Source organism: Pseudomonas sp. ICMP 8385 (assembly GCF_002699915.1).
GTDB classification, from domain to species: domain Bacteria; phylum Pseudomonadota; class Gammaproteobacteria; order Pseudomonadales; family Pseudomonadaceae; genus Aquipseudomonas; species Aquipseudomonas gessardii.
The window spans coordinates 1-219 of sequence record NZ_LKBY01000060.1 but is presented as its reverse complement, the minus strand read 5'-3'; the positions used below and the strand labels follow the sequence as shown (position 1 = coordinate 219).

The window sequence follows — 219 nt, the reverse complement described above, 5'->3', positions numbered from 1 at the left end:
CGAGCTGGCGGCCGGCATCCTCGCTGTCATCAATGGCTATCTGGGCGACCGCGGCCTGTCGCTGCGCCAGGGCACCATCGTCGATGCAACGCTGATCAATGCGCCCAGTTCGACCAAGACCAAGGACGGCAAGCGCGACCCGGAAATGCACCAGACCAAGAAGGGAAACCAGTATTATTTTGGCATGAAGGCCCACATCGGCGCCGATGACGAATCGGG

General features: G+C 61.2%; 1 protein-coding gene. It reads left to right on the top strand.

All coding sequences use genetic code 11. From position 1 onward, the window contains the following. On the top strand, positions 1–219 hold a 219-nt coding region (locus AO268_RS07420; RefSeq protein ID WP_141562793.1), incomplete at both ends, for a transposase.